At 26.5% G+C, this 2,811-nt stretch carries 3 protein-coding genes; 1 reads left to right on the top strand and 2 read right to left on the bottom strand.

Going from position 1 to position 2,811, the window contains the following annotated elements; genetic code table 11:
- Window positions 1–311: 311 nt before the first annotated feature.
- Window positions 312–872 carry a ribonuclease domain-containing protein gene (locus tag ACIQ56_RS16405; RefSeq protein ID WP_397602113.1) on the top strand — a complete coding sequence of 187 codons (561 nt, stop codon included), beginning with the start codon at window positions 312–314 and terminating at the stop codon, window positions 870–872.
- Window positions 873–929: 57 nt separating this feature from the next.
- Here the strand turns inward: ACIQ56_RS16405 and ACIQ56_RS16410 are convergent, their stop codons facing one another.
- Entirely contained in the window at window positions 930–1,868 is a 939-nt protein-coding gene (locus tag ACIQ56_RS16410) for a hypothetical protein (RefSeq protein ID WP_397602114.1), read from the bottom strand.
- Window positions 1,869–2,510: 642 nt separating this feature from the next.
- Window positions 2,511–2,811, bottom strand: a 301-nt coding sequence (locus tag ACIQ56_RS16415; protein ID WP_397602115.1) for a hypothetical protein, incomplete at its 5' end; no start/stop codon positions are given.

A 2,811-nucleotide genomic window follows, 5' to 3' on the forward strand; every position in this document is an offset into this window, starting at 1 on the left:
TGATGAGTTGGTTCTGCCAATCCATTGGTAGCTCCTTTGTTACTTTTTTTTAAGCAACAATTAACTAACAAATTGGAGCTATTTCTTCAATCTTCACAATATCTTTCTCAACTCTTAACTGGCATTAGTTTTATATCCAGCATAATCGATTATATTGTTTTTATTAATAATATCAATAATAAATATTATAACTTGGGGAGAAACCATTTTCATATGCCGATCATGTAAGAGGACTTTTAAATAAGAGCTCGCCTATTGAAAAACCTGTCGTAAATGCAGAAGGAGCATCGAATCAACAAAATAGTGGCTTTATGCAACGTTCTGCTAGTGAGGCTAATTTTAGATCTCGAGAAATGAATTTAGATTTAGACAGAAGATCTTCATTAGTTGAAGAGCAAATGCATAGACCAGAACCTGAAACATTACATGATGCATCTGTAAATCGTAAAATTTCCTATTCAGACTTGCTAAAATCAAATTCAAGTTCTCCTTCTGGATCAGGATCTAATGCATCATTACATAATTCAAACTCATCTAGTACAATTTCTTTAAATAGCAATTTACATAAAGTACCTTCACGTGCTTTTTCTTTAACCCAAAAGATTGATGCTAATAAGTTAACAAGGTTTTATAATCATGAAAATAAAATTAAAAACGCACCTCAAAATGCTATATTTTATAAAATGGATATTCCTTTAAATGTTGATGAAATTGCTGGCACTAGAGATGCCAAACGTGTGATTATAGATATAAATACGGGTAGAAGATGGTACACTTCAGATCATTATCAAACATTTATTGATATGGAATCACCAATTAATATGTCTCAAATTAATTTGACTGAAATAAATAAACCAAAATCTAAATTATAATTATTACCTTTCAACAAATTAAAAAATATTCATTGTTTGATTTGTTGATAAATTTTTTCATAAAACGATATGTTCCGGCCACAAATTTAATTCTTTTAAGTGTGGTTGCCAAAAATGTGGAATTGTTGTTACCCAATAATCCAAAGCATTATTATAAGTGATTATTTTTGCTTTAATATTTTCCATTTTATTTTCATAAACATGACTTGCCGAGAGATTTATATTTAATTTAAAGTTTGTTATTCCCAACTCAATTAGCGCTAACTCAGAAGCTGTATTTTTATTTTCTCTAACATAATCTAATACATTTTTTAAATTAAAATCTTTATTACCCTTCCAAGACGAATTATTAAAAGTCATTGTTCTTTGAATAAAACGTAGGATCGAAACATTTGGCTCATATTTTTCAAGAAATTCTTTTTTAAATAAAGAATTATTTTTGTAATATATATTCATCAATAAAAGCTGATTTTCTGGAGATTCAGGCAAATGATATAAAGGTCTTACTGGCATTTTTTTAACTAACTCATGATGCTCAACTTCAAGTTTATGAGACATATTAGAATGTTTTCCCCAAAAACCGCCATTGCTTATTAAATATTCTAATTCAAGAGTATTACTGTTCATTGAACTTCTTCCTCCTTCTCCACCCATATTATTCGAATTTATTGGTAGAGTAATCCCATCTCCATTCAAGCAGTAACTGATAAATAGCTGAGCTGCATTTTCACAAGTAATTTTATTTGTTATATTATATCCTTTTTTATAGCAGTAATGGACAAAGTTTGGAATTAAATAGTGACTAGATCTATACCAAGATGCTGAAGTAATATCATACTTAACTCTTAATAATGCCTCATTTATATTTTTAATGGACTGATCTAAATCATATGAAAAAATCCTTAAATTTATATTATCTTGTTTTAAATAATACAATGAATTTCCAACATTAAATGGCATTTCCCAATAATGCTCAAAAATATCAAACATCGACATATAATTTTCTCCTTCTTAAATAAATAACAAAAAACATTTTAGAAGTATCTTTAAAATTATTTTTTTTCCAGTTACTTTTAATTTAAAATTAAATGATATACACTTGATAATAATATTAATATAAAGAGTAAAATCTTTAAAATTTTAAATAAAATTGAAAGATATTCTTAAAATAGGATAGAATATTTTTATTATTAGGAGTCTTAAATTTCTATCGACAGAAATATAAATAAAACGAAATTGAGCTGTTACATTTTTTTAAATCTTAGGATTTTTTCTGTTAATTAAAAAATATTTAAAATAAAAGAATTAAAAAGGCAAAAATTGCACATGGTTCTTTAAAATTTGAAAATAAGTTTCTTAAATAATGACAAATCTTGGAATTTTTATAATTGGTCTAATCCATCCATTTATCAATGCATTAAGACTATTCAATAATTCCTCATCACACCTTAGCCCATCATAAATTATGAGATTCCAAAGCCATATATCTGCAATCTTTAAATTTAATTTTCCGCTATGCACTGCTAAAAATAATATTCTATTAAAACAGACTATTGATAAAGCGAGTCCTGAAAGAATATCATTACCAATAAATAAATGAAATTTGATATCAGTGTTAAGTTGATCTATATCCTTTTCTTAAAAAATTTCTGAAAAAATAATTTCTCTAAATTTTTCAAATGCATTTTCTTTCTCAGTTTCATTCAAGGTAGGAAAAAAGGAATGAATAAAACTAGGCGAACCTACCCCATTGAAACATAATGAGTCAAAATGAGATGTCGCCGCATCATCTAAGGCCATACAAACAGAATATTTGTGAAAAAATTCATTATTCACTTTTTTTGTGTATTTAATATTACCAAATCTTGATTTAAGTTTTTGATTATCTTTTACACGAATAGAAAAAAGACAAAAATCATCATCTGATAATTGTTCTATA

This window comes from Silvanigrella sp. (genome assembly GCF_044369315.1).
Taxonomy (GTDB): Bacteria; Bdellovibrionota_B; Oligoflexia; order Silvanigrellales; family Silvanigrellaceae; genus Silvanigrella.

What these genes read in the sequence shown, in the direction of transcription:
- ACIQ56_RS16405 (WP_397602113.1), top strand. Translation starts at nt 312, where the DNA reads ATGCAACGTTCTGCTAGTGAGGCTAATTTTAGATCTCGAGAAATGAAT.
- ACIQ56_RS16410 (WP_397602114.1), bottom strand. Translation starts at nt 1,868, where the DNA reads ATGTCGATGTTTGATATTTTTGAGCATTATTGGGAAATGCCATTTAAT.